Source organism: Kitasatospora sp. NPDC096128 (genome assembly GCF_040303105.1).
GTDB lineage: Bacteria > Actinomycetota > Actinomycetes > Streptomycetales > Streptomycetaceae > Kitasatospora.
The window spans coordinates 118,434-136,169 of the sequence record NZ_JBEOSP010000022.1 but is presented as its reverse complement, the minus strand read 5'-3'; the positions used below and the strand labels follow the sequence as shown (position 1 = coordinate 136,169).

Sequence of the window (17,736 nt, the reverse complement as noted above, 5' to 3'; positions counted from 1 at the left end):
CAACCGCCTCACCAGGCGCGATTAGCTCAGCGGGAGAGCACTACCTTGACACGGTAGGGGTCACTGGTTCAATCCCAGTATCGCGCACAGTAACGGGCCCCTCGGGGCCTGCTGCACAACCGCCTCACCAGGCGCGATTAGCTCAGCGGGAGAGCACTACCTTGACACGGTAGGGGTCACTGGTTCAATCCCAGTATCGCGCACAGTAACGGCCGAGGCCGCGATCCGTCAGGGTCGCGGCCTCGGCCTTTTGGCGTTCCTGCGAGGGGCGGGCCGGAGGGCCCGAGCGCAGAGAAGAGCCGCGTACGGTCGCCCTCACCGACGTCCGTACGCGGCGTCTCCGCCTGCCGGGGTGCTCTGCGGACCGCTCTCGCCCGTCCGCGTGTCAACGCGGCCGCGGCCTCCCCGGCGGCACTGCTCCCCGTCCCCAGGGAAGCAGTGCCCGTTCTTGTGTTCTTCGCCGGTGCTCTCTCCCGGCGTTCCTTCCTCAGCGGCCGAGCAGGTCGGCGAGGGCTTCGGCCTGGTTCGCCATCTGCTCCCACCCGCCGAACAGCATCACCAGGAGCACGGCGCACGGCAGGGCCATGGCCAGCGCCACGGCGGGGTGCCGGGTGGGCCGCTCGGCGGACTGGGGCTGGATGAAGGGCGGTCGACGCCGGCGGGTGGTGCCCGTCTCGTGCGATGCCATGGCCCTGCTCCTGATCCGGTCGAGTTGGCGCGGTGGACGGCTTACCTCGGGGGACGAGCTCCCCGTCCACCGCTGGACACAACGCTATTGGTCAGGGGGCCTTCCGGGCGTCATGCCGTCGTACTGTTCCTCGGGCATCCCGGAGGATGACGCTCAGACTCAAGGCGTACTACCGGAGGGGGAGGAAGCTCTCACCCCGCCCCCGGGGGAACCCTGAGGGGCAACCCCGAGAAACGATTCGGCACCCCTCTGACCTGCGACCCAGCTCAAGATCAGACAATCGCACGGCGGCTTGAGGTGTTGCGTATCAGCACACCGCAGCAGGCAGTCCGTAAGCTGTGCCAGACAGGAACTGACGATGCCCCAACCGACGGGGCCTCACCCACAGGCTGACGGGGAACGAGACATGGCGATGATGCGGCTGAGGCGTGAGGACCCCCGCATCGTCGGGCCGTACCGCCTGCACCGGCGGCTGGGAGCCGGCGGCATGGGCGTGGTCTACCTCGGCTCCGACCGCCGCGGACAGCGCGTCGCCCTCAAGCTCATCCGCGCCGAACTCGCCGAGGACCAGGAGTTCCGCACCCGCTTCGCCCGGGAGATCGCCGCCGCCTCCAGAATCCGGGGCGGCTGCACCGCCCGGGTCGTCGGCTCAGACATCGAAGCCGACCGGCCCTGGCTCGCCACCGCCTACGTCCCCGGGCCCTCCCTCTACAAGCGGGTCGGCGACGAGGGGCCGCTGAACTGGCCCGAAGCCGCCCGGATCGGCGCCGCCCTCGCCGACGGGCTGGTCAAGGTGCACGAGGCCGGGGTCGTCCACCGCGACCTCAAGCCCTCCAACATCCTGCTCTCCCCGCGCGGCCCCAGGATCATCGACTTCGGCATCGCCTGGTCGCGCGGCGCCAGCACGCTCACCCACGTCGGCACCGCCGTCGGCTCCCCCGGCTTCCTCGCCCCCGAGCAGGTCCGCGGCGTCGCCGTCACCCCGGCCACCGATGTCTTCGCCTTCGGCGCCACCCTCGCATACGCACTCACCGGGGACACCCCGTTCGGCTCCGGGGCCTCCTCCGAAGTGATGCTGTACCGGGTCGTCCACGAGGAACCCGACCTGTCGGACGTGCCGCTGCAGCTCGCCCCGCTCATCCGGGCCTGCCTCGCCAAGGAGCCCGCCGAGCGGCCCGGCGCGGCCGCCCTGCACGAGCGGCTCAGCGAACTGGCGGCCCGCGGCGCGGCCACCGCCGGCAGCGGGCGCGGGGCCCGGCGAGGGGCGGCACCGGCCGCCGCGCAGGCTGGTGCCCCTCGTCCGCCGCAGGCCCCGGAGCAGGAGAGCGGTCGGTCGGGCGTACCGGCCCCCGGGCGCTCGCCCGAACCCGCGCCGGCGGCGCGGGCCAGGGCCGGTGCCGGCCGTCCGGGCGGGCAGGTGCCCGCGGGCTCCGCACGGCGCCCGCAGGGTGCCCCGCTCCCCCGGCCCGAGGCCACACCCGTCACCCGTCCGCTGCGGGACCGCTCGCACACCCCGCCCCCGGGTCGGCCCCGGCCCCGGGACCGGCAGCACCCCCCCGCTCCCGGCGGACGGCCCGGAACGGCGCGGCAGCGGCTGCTGCGGCAACGGCTGGTCGTCTTCGTCACCGTGACGATCGGCGTCGCGCTGGCCATCGCGGCGGCACAGGGCTGTGAGAACCGGAGCAACCAGGGGGCGCGGCCGGTGGTCGGGCAGACCGCGACGGCGGGCACCGGGGGCGGTGGCGAACGGGCCGTGCCCGGCACCTCCGCGGACGTCGCACAGCAGACCTCCGCGCCCCCGGTTCCGGCCGCCGCGCGCGGCACCGCGGACAGTGCGTTGGCGCCCGCGCAGGGGCCGGGGCCCGCGGTCGACTGGCCCAACCGCGGCTACCCCGACGTCGCCGGCGGGCCCGGCGTCACCCTGAAGGACGGGCGCTCGGTCGGCGGCGGGCCGCAGGTCGCGCTGAGCGCCGTACTGCCGGCCCGGTACAAGGGCCAGCCGGCCGCGGTCGTGGTGCTGCGGCGAGCGGAGGGGGCGGCGCCGGTCGACCTCGTCCAGCTCTACACCTTCGCCGGCGACGCGCCGGTCGCCACCACCTCCCGCACCTCCACCGCCGACCCGCAGGCCACCGCCACCTGGCGCCTGGACGGCAGCGCGGTCGTCCGCGAGGAACGCGTGGCCACCACCGGCGCGATCATCTCCACCCGCTACACCGTGCGGGCCGACGGCACCCTCGACGAGTCCTGGCCCGGCGCCGGCGCCTCCGGCGGCACCGGCCTCACCACCCCTCCCCCGGCCGCCGCACCGGCCCCGCCGACTGCACCGACCGGCTGAGCGACAAGGCGTAGGAAGTCGGCTCGGTCGACTTCTGGTACGGGCCCGGGGCTGAACGCGGCCGCGTGTGCGGACGGTTGCTCGGGCGATGCGGTCGGTGAACGCCGGAAGTCGGCCCGGCCGACTTCCGGTGGGCGGTTGGCCGGGTGGCGGGGCCCGTGAGTGGGGGGAGTCGGGCCGGGTGGGTTCAGGGGGTGGTGACGGCGTAGAAGGCTACGGCGGCGGCGGCGCCGACGTTGAGGGAGTCGATGCCGTGGGCCATGGGGATGCGGACGGGGTGGTGGGCGGCGGCGATGGCTCGGGGGGTGAGGCCGTCTCCTTCGGCGCCGAGGAGGAGGGCGGTCTTGGGGAGGGTGTGGGGGGCGAGGGTGGCGAGGTCGACGGCGGTGTCGGCGGGGGTGAGGGCGAGGAGGGTGAAGCCGGCGTCGCGGACGGTGTCGAGGGCGGCGGGCCAGGGGTCGAGGCGGGCGTAGGGGACCGCGAAGACGGCGCCCATGGAGACCTTGACGGCCCGGCGGTAGAGCGGGTCGGCGCAGTCGGGCGAGAGCAGGACCGCGTCCATGCCGAGGGCGGCAGCGCTGCGGAAGATGGCGCCGAGGTTGGTGTGGTCGACCAGGCCTTCGAGCACGGCGACCCGGCGTGCCCCGGCGAGCAGGTCGGTGGCGTCCGGGAGGGGCTTGCGCTCCATCGAGGCGAGGGCGCCGCGGTGGACGTGGTAGCCGGTGACGGCTTCGGCGAGGCCGGGTTCGACCACGTGGACCGGGGCGTCCGCCTCGGCGATGACGTCGGCCATCACGTCGAGCCACTTGGCGGTCAGCAGCATCGACCGCATCCGGTAGCCGGCCGTGAGGGCGCGGCGGATGACCTTCTCCCCCTCGGCGATGAACAGGCCCTCGGCCGGTTCGCGGCGGCGGCGAAGTTCGACGTCGGTGAGGCCGGTGTAGTCGGCGAGGCGGGGGTCGGCCGGGTCGGTGATGGCACTGGGTTCGGACACCCTGTGATCTTGCCAAGCCGGGGCGGGGAAGGCCAAACGGCGGAGGTGACGGGGTGGTCCCGGGCTACTCGGAGTGCAAATATGACGGTATGGCCCGAAATCCGGGCCGATCCTGGGCTCCGTCGGCCTCTGGTGCCACCGGCGACGCCGGCTCCCCCGGTGGGCGCCCACACGGTCGGCTAGAGCTGCCACGCGCGAAGCGGTCGAGACCGGCCCGGCACTGGTCGGTGGCCGGGCAGGTGTTCGCGCTGCAGATCCTGATCGTGCTGCTGCTGGTGGCGGGGGCCGCGGTGGCGCTGGTGGTGCAGTCGCGCAACGACGCCGACCACGAAGCGACCAACCGGTCGGTGGCGGTCGCCCAGGCCTTCGCCAACTCCCCGGGCATGGTGGACGCGCTGCGCTCCCCCGACCCGACCGCGATCCTGCAGCCCAAGGCGCAGTCCGCGCGGATCTCCTCGGGCGTGGACTTCATCGTCGTGCTGAACAACCAGGGCATCCGCTACACCCACCCCAACCCGGCCCGGATCGGCCACATGTTCATCGGCACGTACGAGCCGGCGCTGCACGGCCAGGTGGTGACCCAGCACCTCACCGGTACGCTCGGCCCGCTGGTGCAGGCGGTCGTCCCGGTGTACGCGCCGGACGGCTCGGTGGTCGGGCTGGTCTCGGCGGGAGTCACCCTGAACAAGGTCTCCACCGCGAGCGAGCGCCAGCTGCCGCTGGTGCTGGGCGCGGCGGCGGGCGCGATAGGGCTGGCCACGCTGGGTACCGCGCTGATCAGCCGGCGGCTGCGGCGGCAGACCCACGGGCTGGGCCCGGTCGAGATGACCCGGATGTACGAGCACCACGCGGCGGTGCTGCACGCGGTGCGCGAGGGCGTGATGATCGTCGGCGGGGACGGGCGGCTGCTGCTCTGCAACGACGAGGCGCGCCGGCTGCTGGACCTGCCGCCGGACGCCGAGGGCCGCCCGGTGGCCGACCTGGGCCTGGAGCCCGCGCCGCTGGCGCTGCTGACCGCCGAGCAGCCGGTGAGCGACGAGGTGGTGCTGGCCGGGGAGCGGCTGCTGGCGGTGAACGTCCGGCTGACCGACCGGGACGGCGGCCCGCCCGGCTGCGTCGCCACGCTGCGCGACTCCACCGAGTTGCAGGCACTGACCGGCCGGGCCGAGGGCGCACAGCGGCGGCTGCGGCTGCTGTACGACGCCGGGGTGACGGTGGGCAGTTCGCTGGACGTGACCCGGACCGCGGAGGAGCTGGCGCAGGTCACGGTGCCTCGGTTCGCGGACTTCGTCACGGTGGACCTGGCCGAGCAGGTGCTGGCGGGCGAGGAGCCGCCGCCGATCGGCTCGCTGGGCCGGATGCGCCGGACCGCGCTCGCCGGGACCAGGGACGACGCGCCGTTCCACCCGGTGGGCACCGTCATGGAGGTGGTGCCGGCCACCCCGTTGGCCGGGGCGCTGCAGAGCGGCTCGCCCGGGATGGAGCCGCGGCTGGCCGAGGCCCTGGGCTGGCGGGAGCAGGATCCGGAGCGCTCGGCCCAGGTACTGGCGTACGGGGTGCACTCGCTGCTGCGGGTGCCGCTGCGGGCGCGCGGGGAGCTGCTGGGGGTGGCCCGGTTCTGGCGGGCGGACCGGCCTGAGCCGTTCGAGCCGGAGGACCTGGCCCTGGCCGAGGAGCTGGTGGCGCACGCGGCCGTGTGCATCGACAACGCCCGCCGGTACACCCGGGAGCACGCGATGGCGGTGACCCTGCAGCACAGCCTGCTGCCGCGCAGCCTGCCGGTGCAGACCGCGCTGGAGGTGGCGCACCGCTACCTGCCGGCCCAGGCCGGGGTGGGCGGGGACTGGTTCGACGTGATCCCGCTGCCGGGCGCGCGGGTCGCCCTGGTGGTCGGCGACGTGGTCGGCCACGGGCTGCACGCGGCGGCGACGATGGGCCGGCTGCGGACGGCGATCCACAACTTCTCGACGCTCGACCTGCCGCCGGACGAGCTGCTGGGCCATCTGGACGAGCTGGTGAACCGGATCGACCAGGAGGAGGCGGGCGGCGACGGGAGCGCGGGCCTGACCGGGGCGACCTGCCTGTACGCGATCTACGACCCGGTGTCGCGGCGCTGCACGCTGGCCGGTGCCGGGCACCCGCCGCCGGCCGTGGTGGACCCGCAGGGCCGGGTGACGTTCCCGGAGCTGCCGACCGGGCCGCCGCTGGGGCTGGCGGTGCTGCCGTTCGAGACCGTCGAGCTGGAGCTGGCCGAGGGCAGCCGGCTGGTGCTGTACACGGACGGGCTGGTGGAGGACCGGGAGCGGGACATCGACGAGGGCCTGGAGCTGCTCCGGACGACGCTCAGCGGGCCGCCGCGCACGCCCGAGCAGACCTGTGCGGACGTGCTGGGGGCGATGCTGCCGGCGCACCCGCAGGACGACATCGCGCTGCTGGTCGCGGAGACGAAGGTGCTGGCGCCGGACCAGGTCGCGCAGTGGGACGTGCCCGCCGACCCGGCGGCGGTGCGGGTGGTCCGGGCGCAGGTGGCCCGGCGGCTGGCGGACTGGGGGCTGGACGAGGCCGCGTTCGTCACCGAGCTGATCCTCAGCGAGCTGGTGACCAACGCGATCCGGTACGGCTCCGGGCCGATCCGGGTGCGGCTGCTGCGCGACCGCTCGCTGATCTGCGAGGTGTCGGACGGCAGCAGCACCTCGCCGCACCTGCGGTACGCGGCGACCGAGGACGAGGGCGGGCGCGGGCTGTTCCTGGTCGCGCAGTTCGCGGACCGCTGGGGGACGCGCTACACGGCGACCGGGAAGGTCATCTGGACGGAGCAGCCGCTGGAGTAGGAAGTCGGACCGGCCGACTTCCCGCTCCGCCGGTGTGCTAGCGCTGGAAGGCGGCGGCCAGGACGTTGACCACGTCGCCGACCACGATGACCGCCGGGGGCTTGACGCCCTCGGCCCGGACCACGGCGGCGACGGTGGCCAGGGTGGCGTCCACCCGGCGCTGGGCGGCGGTGGTGCCCTCCTGGACGATGGCGACCGGGGTGTCGGCCGGGCGGCCGTGCTCGACCAGCTTGGCGGCGATCGCGCCGATCTTGTCCACGGCCATCAGCAGCACCAGGGTGCCGTTCATCCCGGCGACGGCCGTCCAGTTGGTGACCGAGCGCGGGTCGTCCGGGCCGACGTGGCCGGAGACCACGGTGAACTCCTGGGTCAGCCCGCGGTGGGTGACCGGGATGCCGGCCGACGCCGGGACGCTGATCGAGCTGGAGATGCCGGGCACCACGGTGACCGGGATGCCGGCCTCGGCACAGGCCAGCAGCTCCTCGCCGCCGCGGCCGAAGACGTACGGGTCGCCGCCCTTGAGCCGGACCACGAACTTCCCGGCCTTCGCGTGGTCGATCAGCGCCTGGTTGATGGCCTCCTGGGCCATCTGCCGCCCGTAGGGGATCTTGGAGGCGTCGATCACCTCGACGTGCTCGGGCAGCTCGGCGAGCAGCTCGCGCGGGGCGAGGCGGTCGGCGACCACCACGTCGGCGTCGGCGAGCAGGCGGCGACCGCGCACGGTGATCAGATCCGGGTCGCCGGGGCCGCCGCCGACCAGGGCCACGCCGGCACCGCGCGTGCGGTACGAGCGGGCGGCCAGCGAGCCGTCCCGCAGGCCGCCGACGACGGCGTCGCGCAGGGCGGCGGAGTGGCGCGGGTCGCCGGTGAGCACGGCGACGGTGGCACCGCCGTCACGGCCGGTGGCCGGGGTCCAGGCGGTGGCGGCGGAGGCGTCGTCGCTGCGGGAGCAGAACACCCGCTCGCGCTCGGCCTCGGCGCTGACCGCCGCGTTGACCTCCGGGGCGTCGGTGGCCACCAGGACGTACCAGGCGTCGGCCAGGTCGCCGGCCGCGTACGGGCGGGCGTGCCAGGTCAGCTCGCCCGCGTCGGCCATCGCCTGGACGGCCGGGGTGGTGGCCGGGGATATCAGGTGCAGCTCGGCACCGGAGGCGATCAGCGCGGGCAGCCGCCGCTGCGCGACCTGGCCGCCGCCGACCACGACGACGCGACGGCCGGCCAGCAGCAGGCCCACCGGGTAGGGGGTCCTGCCCTCGGTGCTGGGGTGCGGGGTGGGCGCGCTCATCGGCGGTGCTCCTGATCGGGATGAGGGGTGGGGCGGTGCTGCGGTACGGCGATACACCGCTCCGCGGGCCGGCGCGCCCTCGGGCCGGTCCGCGGAGCGGTGGGGGTGGTGCGTCAGGCCTTCTCGGTGACCCCGGCGGAGTCGAAGGTGGCTACATCGTGCATCGCACGGGCCGCACTCTGCACCAGCGGGAGCGCCAGCAGGGCACCGGTGCCCTCGCCGAGCCGCAGGTCCAGGTCGATCAGCGGACGCAGGCCCAGCTTCGCCAGCGCGGCCTGGTGGCCGGGCTCGGCGGAGCGGTGACCGGCGATGCAGGCGGCCAGCACCTCGGGGGCGATCGCCTTGGCGACCAGCGCGGCCGAACCGGCGATGACGCCGTCCAGCACCACCGGGGTGCGCAGCGAGGCGGCGCCCAGCAGGAAGCCGGCGATGGCCGCGTGCTCCAGGCCGCCGATGGCGGCGAGGACGCCGATCGGGTCGTTCGGATCGGGCTGGTGGAGGGCCAGCGCGGTGCGGATGACCTCGATCTTGCGGGCGTGGGTCTCGTCGTCGATGCCGGTGCCGCGGCCGGTGACCTCGGCCGGGTCGAGGCCGGTGAACACCGAGATCAGGGCGGCCGAGGCGGTCGTGTTGGCGATCCCCATGTCGCCGGTGACCAGCGCCTTGTTGCCCGCCGCGACCAGGTCGCGGGCGGTCTCGATGCCGACCTCGATGGCCTGGAGGGCCTCCTCGCGGGTCATCGCCGGGCCCTGGGTCATGTCGTCGGTGCCGGGCTTGACCTTGCGCGGCAGCAGGCCGGTGGCGCGGCCCTGCTGGACGGCCTGCGGCAGCTCGGCGGCGACGCCGACGTCCACCACGCAGACCTCGGTGCCGATCTGCTTGGCGAAGGCGTTGATCACCGCTCCCCCGGCCAGGAAGTTCCCGACCATCTGGGCGGTCACCTCCTGCGGCCACGGGCTGACGCCCTGGGCGTGCACGCCGTGGTCACCCGCGAAGATCGCCACGCAGGCGGGCTCCGGGATCGGCGGCGGGCACTTGCGGGACAGGCCGCACAGCTGGGCGGAGATGATCTCCAGCATGCCGAGCGAACCGGCCGGCTTGGTCATCCGCTTCTGGCGGTCCCAGGCCTCGCCGAGCGCCTTGGCGTCCAGCGGGCGGATGCCGCGCAGGGTGTCGGCGAGCAGGCTCTGCGGCTCCTCGCCGGGCAGCGCGCGGTTGCCGTACTGCTCCTCGTGGACCACCCAGGCGAGCGGGCGCTTCTTGGCCCAGCCCTGCTGCTCCAGCTCCGGCTCGTCCGGGAAGGAGTCGACGAAGCCGACGCACAGGTAGGCGACGACCTCCAGGTGCTCGGGCAGGCCGAGCTCGCGGACCAGCTCCTCGTCGTCGAAGAAGCTCACCCAGCCGACGCCCAGGCCCTCGGCGCGGGCGGCCAGCCAGAGGTTCTCGACGGCCAGGGCGGCCGAGTACGGGGCCATCTGGGGCTGGGTGTGCCGACCCAGGGTGTGCCTGCCGCCGCGGGTGCGGTCGGCGGTGACCACGATGTTCACCGGGGTGTCGAGGATCGCCTCGATCTTGATCTCCCGGAACTGCTTGGCCCGGCCCTTCGGCAGCGAGTCCGCGTACGCCTCGCGCTGGCGCTCGGCCAGGGCGTGCATCTTCCGACGGGTCTTCGCCGAGCGGATCACCACGAAGTCCCAGGGCTGCGAGTAGCCGACACTGGGGGCGGTGTGGGCGGCCTCCAGGACGCGGATCAGCACCTCGTGCGGGATCGGGTCCGGGCGGAAGCCGTTGCGGATGTCGCGGCGCTCGCGGATCACCTGGTGCACGGCGTCGCGGCCGGCCTCGTCGTAGCCGGGGGCGGCCGGGCCGCGGGGCTCGGCGGGCTCGGCCGGCTGCTCGCCCTCGGCGGCCGGGGCGCCGGTCGGCTCGACGGGCGCCTCGGGCTGCTGGTCGGCGGGCTGCTCGGCCTGGGCGTCGGGCTCGGTCCCGGCCTGGGGCTCGGGCTGCGGCTCCTCTCCTGCCGGCTGCTCGACGGCGACCGGCTCGGCGGCAGCGGGCACCTGCTCGGTGGCCTGCTCGACCGGCTGCTCCGCGGCCTGCTCGACGGCGGGGGCCTCCTCCTGGACGGCCTCCGGCGCGACGGCGACGGGCTCGGCCTCGGGCTGCTCCGCGGCCTGCTCGGCCTGCGGCTCCTCCACGGCGACGGCCTCGACGGGCTCCGCGGCGGGCTCCTGCCCGGCGGCCTCGGCGGTCGGCCCGGCGGCGGGCTGCTGCTCGGCCTCCGGGGCGGCGGCCTCGACGGGCTGCGCGGCCTCGGAGTCGACGGGCTGCTCGACGGCCGGCTGCTCGACGGCGGCCTGCTCGACGGCCGGCTGCTCCGGCTGCTCGGCGATCGGCTCGGCCGGGGCCTCCGCGGGCGTCCCCGCCTGGACGGCCTCCGGCTGCGGCTGCTCGCCCTCGGCGACCGGCTCGGCACCGGCGGCCTCGACGGCGACGGCCTCGACGGGCTCCGCGGCGGGCTCCTGCCCGGCGGCCTCGGCGACGACCTGGCCGGAGGGCATCTCGCCGGTGCCGGCGGCGGTCTCGGCGACCGGTTCGACGACGACGGCTTGAACAGCCTGGGCGTCCTGAACGGCCTCCGCGACCTGCCCGGCCTCCTGGACCGCCTCGACGGCCGGGACCGGCTCGGCGGCCTGCGGCGCGTCGGCGGCCGCTATGGGAGCGGGCTGCTCCTGGGTCACCTCCCCGGCCGACGGGGCCTGCTGGGCCGCCTCGACCTTGGGCAGGCCGTGCGGGGTCGGCGCGGCGAGGAAGGCGGAGATCCGGCGGGGCTGACCCGCCGGGGCGGCGGTCTCGGACGTCTCGTCGGCCGCGGCGGCCACGACCTCGACGGCGGCTCCCTCGACCACGGCGGTCTCGACGGCAGTCGCGTCGACGACCACGGTCTCGACCGCGGTGCTCTCCGCCGTGACCGGCTCGACCAGGGCGGTCTGGGCCTCCGGTGCGGCCTCGGGCGCCGACGGGGCCGGGACGGCCTCGACGACCGGCGCGGCCTGAACGGCCTCGGCGACCGGGACGGCGGCCGGGGTCTCGACTGCCTCGATCACCTCGATCACCTCGATCGCGCCGACCGTCTCGACGGCCGTCAGGCCCTCGATCGGCTGCGAGGCGAGCGGCACCTGCTGGTAGCCCTGGCCCTGCGGCACCTGGTGAACCTCCGGCCCGCCCTCGACCGTGGTGGTCACCGGGGCCATCGACGCGGCGGGCGCCAGCGGGGCGGCCTGCGGCGCACCCTGGGGCACGACGCCCGGGACCGGCGCGGCGGCCTCGCCCATCGGCGGCCGGCCGACCACCGGGATGCCGTGCGCGGGCGTGCCGCCCTGGGTCGGGCCGCGGTCGGCCAGCGAACGGACCGGCACCTGGCCGGTCATCAGCGAGGGGTCCGGGATGGGCGGACCGGCGTGCAGCGGGCGGCGCGGCGCCTGAGCCTGCGTCATCGGCTGCTGCGCGTACGGCTGCGCCGGGCCGGCCTGCAACGGCTGCTGGAGGTGCTCGCCACCGAGGACCGGCGGGTCCACCGGCGGCCAGGAGGGCTCGACCGGGGTGCCGTCCGGCTGCGCGAACGGCGCCTGCTCGGCACCCCAGGAGCCCTGCGGGCCGGGCATCAGCAGGACGTCGTCCTCGTCGTCCAGCCCGTCCGGCTGGTCGACGAAGTGGAACGCCGGGCGCGGGGCGCCCTGGTCGACGGCCCAGCCGTCGCCCGGAGCGGCCGGGGACGGCACGCCGGGGGCGGCGAAGTTCGGCTGGCCCTGCGGCGGGATCAGGCCCGCGCCGGGGGGCACCGCGCCGGGCACGCCGCCGAGCGGTGCCGCCGGGTTCGGGATCACGCCGCCGTCGGTCGCGACGCCCTGCAGGGGTGCAACGCCCGCGACGCCCTCCGGTCCGCCGAGCGGGTCGGGCCCGGCGTTCAGGTGCTCCGGCAGTCCCTCGCCCGGGACGTGGCCGCCATCGGTCATTGTCAAAGCTCCTTCCAGGCCGCTGCCGCGCCCCTTGGCGACGCGATCACCGACCGCAGCGCCCATCCGCACGGGCCGGGCCTGCACCGACCCGCCCCTCAACCACACGCGGCCGCCGCGCCGTGGCGCTGCGGCCCAAGTCCTTCCGGCGCGCTGCGGCACCCCGGCCCGGGCACCGCCGGTGAAGGCGGTGCACCATCTGAATCAACGACAACCCGGAGCAACCGGCACGACCGCACCGGACCCTACGGCATTCTCCAGGTCCGGCACGCGGCCCGTCGAATTGCCCACACTCCGAGCGGAACCGGGTTGCACCACGTCAAAAAGGTGACAAACCGACCGAATCGGATGGGTCGTCGGCGGCTGGAGCCGCCTGGGACGCCACACTACCGGCCCGGCGCGGTGACCTCTCGAATCGGTGTCCGGATGCGACCTGGATCACCGCGCGGCGCGACCGGCGGCCCGGCGCGCACCCGAGGCCTTCACACGATCTGCTCACCCCAGAGCAGCAGTGCGCCGCCCGCGCCCGCCCCCAGCTCCAGTGCGCCGTCCTCCTCGCCGGCCCGCAGCGGGGTGGACTGCAGCAGCGCTCCGTCCGCCCGGTAGCCGGCCCCGACGATGGCCCGGTGGACCTCCTCGGCCTCGGCGAAGTTCCGGGCCAGGGCGACGAAGCGCTCCGGCTTGCGGGCCAGCACCGCACGCACCACGTCCAGGCCGCCGGCCTCCACCACCGCCGCGTCGGGCTCCGGCAGGCCGCCCAGCACCTCGGGCCCCTGCCCGTACACCGTCTCCACTTCGACGCCGTACCGGCGGGCGTTGACGGTGAGCCGGGCGCAGGCCGAGCGGGAGGCCTCCACCGCGACCACGGCGGCGCCGAACCGGGCCGCCTCCACCGCGAGGGCGCCGCTGCCCGCGCCGACCGACCAGACCAGGTCCCCGGGACGTGCACCCAGACGGGCCAGCACCAGGGCGCGCACGTGCGCGGGCAGCGCCTCCGACGCGCCCGGCTCGCCCTCCGTGCGCCCGGCGCCCGCATAGGCGTCGCCGGGGAGCGCCCAGCCGCGTTCCGCGCCGGGGTAGCCGAGCGGGCGCCCGGCCAGCCAGCCGGCCGCCTCGCCGACCGCGCCGGCCTGGGCGCCGCCGCCGATCACCAGCACCACGTTGGGGTCGCGCCAGACGTGGTCGGCGATCCGGTCGGAGGTGAGGACGGTGACGTCCTCGTCCGGGGTGCCGAGGGCCTCGCAGACCACGAAGGTCCGGTGCACCCCGCGCAGCATCAGGGCGAGTTCGCCCGGACCGGCGCCGGGGGCGGTGAGCACGGCGACCTTGGGGTGGGCCCGGCAGATGTTGGCGGCGCGGCGCAGCCGTCCGCCGTGGGCACTGACCACCTGGGCGTCCTCCCAGGGCATGCCGGCCCGGGCGAACGCGGTGGCCACGGAGGAGACGGCGGGCAGGACTTCGAGTTCGAGGCCGAATTCGGGGCGGCGCAGGGTACGCACCACGCCGAAGAAGCCCGGGTCGCCCTCGGCGACCACGACGGCGGCGCCGCGGTGTTCGGCGATCGTGCGGGCGGCCTGCTGGATGTTGCCGAGGGCGATCCGCTCGGCGTCCTCCGGCACCGGGAGGGCGTCCAGTTGGTAGGAGGCTCCGGCCACCAGGGTCGCCGCGGCGAGGGCCGCGCCGGCGGCCTCGGTCAGCGGCGTGCCGTCCCACCCGATGACCGTGATCCGGTCAGCCATCTGCGGCCGTTCTCCCTCGACTCGTGGCGCGACCCGTTGCGCGGCTCGTCGCGCCGGCTGTGCGCCGCCGTGGAGAGGCTACCGGGTGTGGTCCCCCGGAGGCCGACATCTCGTACACATGTCCGCGTCGCGCGGGTGACCAGCGGGGAAGGGCGCGGGGGGAAGCGGGGGGAATCAGTCCCTCAGGACGTAGCGGTGGTCGCCGTGCCAGCCGTGCCGGTGCAGTTCGGGCGACTCCAGGTCCTCCGGGAGGAGGCTCCACAGGATCAGGTCACTGCGGCTCTCTCCCCCAGCCTGGCGGCTGGGAGGTGCCCCCACCACGACCTCACCGGACTCGCCGCGGACTATCCAGGCGCTGCGCAGCACGCCCTCGCTGATGCCGCCGATCTTCTGGGCGACCTGCTGGGCGGCGGTGTTCCCGGCGGCGGTGCGCAGTTCCAGCCGCAGGAAGCCGCGGTCCTCGAACAGCCACTGGGCGACGCCGAGGACGGCCTCCGGGGCGTAGCCCTCGCCGCGGGCCCAGGCGGCGGTGACGTAGGAGATCTCGGTGCTGCGCAGGCGCCAGTCGGTGTTGCGCAGTTCGACCAGGCCGACCAGGCGCTGGGTGAGGTGCTCGGTGACGACGAAGACGATGCCGCGGCCGTGGGCGCGGTGGGCGGGGGCGAGGGTGCGGGCGAGCTCGGCCGCGTACTCCTCGGTGAAGGGGTGCGGGAGGTCGGTCCAGGCGAGCACGAGGTCGTCGGCCATCATGGCGGCCAGGCCCGGGGCATCGTCCTCCGCAAGGGGACGCAGCAGCAGCCGCTCGGTGCTGATGGCGGTCTCGGGGAAGCTCGCTGCCATGCCGTCTCTCCTCGCCGGGTCGTGAACACAACACCGTACGCCTCCGGCGCGCCGCGGCTGTCATGCGGTGCGCCGCGCGCGCGACGGTACGTCAGAACCCGGTCTGCCGTGGTGTCCCTGGTGCATACTGCCCGACCGGGCCCCCGCCGAGGTGCGGCGGGGGCCCGGTCGGACATCACAAGGTATGACCGTACGACGATCAATTTGTTCAGAAGGCCGGGATGACCGACCCCTGGAACGTGTCGTTGATGTACTTCTTGACCTCGTCGGAGTGCAGCAGCTCGGCCAGCTTCTTCACCCGCGGGTCGTTCTCCTTGCCCTTCTTGACCGCGATGATGTTGGCGTACGGGTTGCCCTCGGCCTTCTCCAGCACCAGCGCGTCGGTGGCCGGCTTGAGGCCCGAGTCGAGCGCGTAGTTGCCGTTGATCACGGCGGCGTCGAGGTCGGCGATGGAGCGGGGCAGCTGGGCCGCCTCCAGCTCCTTCCACTTGAAGTTCTTCGGGTTGGCCGTCACGTCCGCCGGGGTGGCCGCAGTGCCGGCACCGTCCTTGAGGGTGATCAGCTTGTTGTCGGCGAGCAGCTTGAGCGCGCGGCCCTCGTTGGTGGCGTCGTTCGGCAGGCCGATGGTGGCGCCGGACGGCAGGTCGCCGATCGACTTGACCTTCTTGGAGTAGACGCCGAGCGGCTCCAGGTGGACGGTCTCGACCGAGACGATGTCCGTGCCGTTCTTCTTGTTGAAGTCATCCAGGTACGGGACGTGCTGGAAGTAGTTGACGTCGGCCGAACCGTCCTGCACCGCCGTGTTGGGGGTCACGTAGTCGGTGACCTCCTTGATGTCGAGCTTGAGGCCCGCCTTGGCCGCGAGGTTGTCCTTGACGAACTTGAGGATCTGCGCGTGCGGGGTCGGGCTGGCCACGACCTTCAGCGGCGCGTTCGGGTCCGAGGAGGAGGAGCCCGAGCTGCCGCAGGCGGCGAGCGACAGGGCGAGGCCGGCGGTGGCGAGGACGCTGGTGAACTTCAGAACGTTGCGCACGAAAAGTGCCTTTCTGCGTGATACGGGGAGCCGCGTCCGGTGGTCGGACGGGGGAGGTCTAGGAGGCGACGAGGTCCTCGTCGGGAGCGGTGGCGCGCGGGCGGAGCAGGCGGGTGCGTCCGCCGCCGCGGCCCCGGTCGCCGAGCCGGCGCACGGCGTAGTCGCCGGCCAGCTGGATCACCGTGACGATGATCGCGATCTCGGCCACGATGATCCACATGAAGGTGGTCTCGAAGCGCAGGTAGCCGTACCGGTAGGCGAGGTCGCCGAGACCGCCGCCGCCGACCGTGCCGGCCATCGCGGAATAGCCGATCAGCGCGATCACCGTGGTGGTGACGGAGGCCACGATGCCGGGCAGCGCCTCGGGGACCAGCGTCTTGCGCACCAGCGTCCAGGTGCTGCCGCCCATCGCCTGCACCGCCTCGATCAGGCCGCGGTCGACCTCACGGACGGAGGTCTCCACCAGCCGGGCGAAGAACGGGATCGCACCGACCGTCAGCGGCACGGTCGCCGCCTGCCAGCCGAGGGAGTTGCCGGTCAGCCACCGGGTGAAGGAGATCAGCGCGATCATCAGGATGATGAACGGCAGCGAGCGGGCCAGGTTCACGACCGCGCCGAGCACCTTGTTCACCGGCTGGTTCTGCAGCGCCCCGCCCTTGGAGGTGAGCACCAGCAGCACGCCGAGCGGCAGCCCGAGCACCACGGTGCAGACGGTCGCGACGCCGACCATCTGGAAGGTCTCCTGGGTGGCGGGCCACATCAGCTCCTGCATCTGGTCCCAGCTCAGGCCGCTCATGCCGCCGCTCCGTTCGCCGTGCCGCTGCTGCCGTCCGGATCGATCAGGGACACCTGGAGGCCCTGCTCGCGCAGGTAGCCGATCGGCACCACGTTGTCCCGGTGGCCGCCGGGCAGCTCGACCCGCATCCGGCCGACCATCCGGCCCGCGATCGTCTCCACCGCGGCGCCGAGGATGTTGATGTCGATCTGGTAGGTGCGGGCCAGCTGGGAGACGAAGGGCTGCGCCGGGGCGTCGCCCTGGAAGGTGATCTCCAGCACGGTCGTCCCGGGGTGGCCGGTGCCGAACTCGCTCAGCGGGAACAGCTCGCGGGCCAGCTCGGAGCCGGGCTGCGCCAGCAGGTCGGTCAGCTCGCCGGACTCGACCACCCGGCCGCCGCGCATCAGGGCGGCGGAGTCGCAGACGGACTTGATGACGTCCATCTCGTGGGTGATCAGCAGGACCGTCAGGCCCAGCTGCTGGTTGAGGTCGCGCAGCAGCTTGAGGATCGAGCGGGTGGTCTCCGGGTCGAGGGCCGAGGTGGCCTCGTCGGAGAGCAGCACCTTGGGGTCGCCGGCCAGGGCGCGGGCGATGCCCACCCGCTGCTTCTGGCCGCCGGAGAGCTGGTTGGGGTAGCTGCGGGCCTTGTCGCCGAGGCCGACCAGGTCGAGCAGTTCGGCGGCCTTGCGGCGGCGCTGGGTGCGGTCCAGGCCGATGATCTCCAGCGGGAGCTCGACGTTCTGCTGCACCGTGCGGGAGGAGAGCAGGTTGAAGTGCTGGAAGACCATGCCGATCCGGCGGCGCGCCTCGCGCAGGTCCTTTCCGGCCCGGTTCTCCCCGCCGGACAGCGCGGTCAGCTCGACGCCGTCCACGGTGACCGTGCCGGAGGTCGGGCGCTCCAGCATGTTCACGCAGCGGATGAGGGTGGACTTGCCGGCACCGCTGGTGCCGACGACTCCGTAGACCTCGCCCGGGCGGACGTGCAGGTCGACGCCGGCGAGGGCGGTCACCTCGCGGCCTCGGGAGCGATAGACCTTCGTCAGGTCCGTGGTGGTGATCACAGCTGCTTCCGTGGGTCGGGGGCGGGCGGCGGTGTCGACCACCCGACCGGGGTGCGGTCGGCGGTGTCCTACGACGCCTCGCCAGGGGGATCCGGAGCTGCCACCCCTTGATCGTGGCCGCAGAACGGCCGGGCCGCGC

Annotated in this window: 10 protein-coding genes, 2 tRNA genes and 1 pseudogene; 4 read left to right on the top strand and 9 right to left on the bottom strand. The window is 74.6% G+C overall.

The window, feature by feature from the left end:
• The first annotated feature begins 15 nt into the window (after nt 1-15).
• Together ABTY61_RS24395 and ABTY61_RS24390 are read left to right on the top strand one after the other, a co-directional pair.
• A tRNA-Val gene (locus ABTY61_RS24395) sits at nt 16-87 on the top strand.
• A gap of 44 nt (nt 88-131) precedes the next feature.
• Nucleotides 132-203: transfer RNA gene (locus ABTY61_RS24390), tRNA-Val, on the top strand.
• A gap of 284 nt (nt 204-487) precedes the next feature.
• On the opposite strand, the gene ABTY61_RS24385 is transcribed toward ABTY61_RS24390, so the two are convergent.
• Entirely contained in the window at nt 488-688 is a 201-nt protein-coding gene (locus ABTY61_RS24385) for a hypothetical protein (protein ID WP_350507169.1), read from the bottom strand.
• 406 nt (nt 689-1,094) lie between these two features.
• Here ABTY61_RS24385 and ABTY61_RS24380 point away from each other — a divergent pair.
• Nucleotides 1,095-2,363 (top strand): annotated as a pseudogene (locus ABTY61_RS24380) (serine/threonine-protein kinase); the annotation flags it as partial.
• 847 nt (nt 2,364-3,210) lie between these two features.
• On the opposite strand, the gene ABTY61_RS24375 reads toward ABTY61_RS24380, so the two are convergent.
• A complete protein-coding gene (locus ABTY61_RS24375) occupies nt 3,211-4,017 on the bottom strand; it encodes a TrmH family RNA methyltransferase (RefSeq protein WP_350507168.1) in 807 nt (268 codons plus the stop codon).
• An 89-nt stretch (nt 4,018-4,106) separates the two neighbouring features.
• Here ABTY61_RS24375 and ABTY61_RS24370 point away from each other — a divergent pair, with 89 nt between their 5' ends.
• Nucleotides 4,107-6,848, top strand: a complete 2,742-nt coding sequence (locus ABTY61_RS24370; protein WP_350507167.1) for a SpoIIE family protein phosphatase — start codon at nt 4,107-4,109, stop codon at nt 6,846-6,848.
• A 37-nt stretch (nt 6,849-6,885) separates the two neighbouring features.
• On the opposite strand, the gene cobA is transcribed toward ABTY61_RS24370, so the two are convergent.
• The 7 genes from cobA to ABTY61_RS24335 form a co-directional block, all read right to left on the bottom strand.
• Nucleotides 6,886-8,133 (bottom strand): uroporphyrinogen-III C-methyltransferase, encoded by a 1,248-nt coding sequence (cobA, locus tag ABTY61_RS24365; protein WP_350507166.1) that lies wholly within the window; start codon nt 8,131-8,133, stop codon nt 6,886-6,888.
• A 113-nt stretch (nt 8,134-8,246) separates the two neighbouring features.
• Nucleotides 8,247-12,149 carry a nicotinate-nucleotide--dimethylbenzimidazole phosphoribosyltransferase gene (gene cobT / locus ABTY61_RS24360; RefSeq protein ID WP_350507165.1) on the bottom strand — a complete coding sequence of 1,301 codons (3,903 nt, stop codon included), beginning with the start codon at nt 12,147-12,149 and terminating at the stop codon, nt 8,247-8,249.
• Nucleotides 12,150-12,631: 482 nt separating this feature from the next.
• Nucleotides 12,632-13,888: a precorrin-6y C5,15-methyltransferase (decarboxylating) subunit CbiE gene (gene cbiE, locus ABTY61_RS24355; RefSeq protein ID WP_350507164.1), complete on the bottom strand. Its 1,257-nt coding sequence runs from the start codon at nt 13,886-13,888 to the stop codon at nt 12,632-12,634.
• Between the two features lie 174 nt (nt 13,889-14,062).
• Nucleotides 14,063-14,728, bottom strand: a complete 666-nt coding sequence (locus ABTY61_RS24350; protein WP_350507163.1) for a GNAT family N-acetyltransferase — start codon at nt 14,726-14,728, stop codon at nt 14,063-14,065.
• Between the two features lie 208 nt (nt 14,729-14,936).
• Nucleotides 14,937-15,761: a MetQ/NlpA family ABC transporter substrate-binding protein gene (locus ABTY61_RS24345; RefSeq protein WP_350507162.1), complete on the bottom strand. Its 825-nt coding sequence runs from the start codon at nt 15,759-15,761 to the stop codon at nt 14,937-14,939.
• Nucleotides 15,762-15,819: 58 nt separating this feature from the next.
• Nucleotides 15,820-16,548 carry a methionine ABC transporter permease gene (locus ABTY61_RS24340; RefSeq protein WP_350507189.1) on the bottom strand — a complete coding sequence of 243 codons (729 nt, stop codon included), beginning with the start codon at nt 16,546-16,548 and terminating at the stop codon, nt 15,820-15,822.
• Between the two features lie 5 nt (nt 16,549-16,553).
• A complete protein-coding gene (locus ABTY61_RS24335) occupies nt 16,554-17,597 on the bottom strand; it encodes a methionine ABC transporter ATP-binding protein (protein WP_350507161.1) in 1,044 nt (347 codons plus the stop codon).
• Nucleotides 17,598-17,736 lie beyond the last annotated feature (139 nt).

Excerpts from the sequence above, each read along its gene's own strand:
- ABTY61_RS24385 (WP_350507169.1), bottom strand. The coding sequence starts at position 688 with ATGGCATCGCACGAGACGGGCACCACCCGCCGGCGTCGACCGCCCTTC.
- ABTY61_RS24370 (WP_350507167.1), top strand. The coding sequence starts at position 4,107 with ATGGCCCGAAATCCGGGCCGATCCTGGGCTCCGTCGGCCTCTGGTGCC.
- cobA (WP_350507166.1), bottom strand. The coding sequence starts at position 8,133 with ATGAGCGCGCCCACCCCGCACCCCAGCACCGAGGGCAGGACCCCCTAC.
- cobT (WP_350507165.1), bottom strand. The coding sequence starts at position 12,149 with ATGACCGATGGCGGCCACGTCCCGGGCGAGGGACTGCCGGAGCACCTG.
- cbiE (WP_350507164.1), bottom strand. The coding sequence starts at position 13,888 with ATGGCTGACCGGATCACGGTCATCGGGTGGGACGGCACGCCGCTGACC.
- ABTY61_RS24350 (WP_350507163.1), bottom strand. The coding sequence starts at position 14,728 with ATGGCAGCGAGCTTCCCCGAGACCGCCATCAGCACCGAGCGGCTGCTG.